1 pseudogene is annotated in these 211 nt (G+C 73.5%); it reads left to right on the top strand.

What is annotated here, in order from left to right:
* A pseudogene (locus AC3IMC_RS20510) lies at positions 1 to 211 on the top strand (hypothetical protein); the annotation flags it as partial.

Below are 211 nucleotides of genomic sequence, written 5' to 3'. Positions count from 1 at the left end.
CAGCAGGGCGTTGCCAGCGACCTGATCCGCCAGGCAGCCGAGCGCACCTCCTCCATGGCCACGTGGCTGGAAAACCGCGAACCGGGCGACCTGCTCACCGAAGTACAGCGGTTCGCCCGCAACCGCCCCGGCACGTTCCTGCTCCTCGCCGCCGGCGCCGGCGTCCTCGCCGGGCGCCTCACCCGCGGACTCACCGCCGGAGCCCCCGAAA

Source organism: Arthrobacter sp. E70, assembly GCF_058266945.1.
Note: the sequence above shows the minus strand (reverse complement) of the source record. Positions and strands in the feature narration are given on the sequence as shown.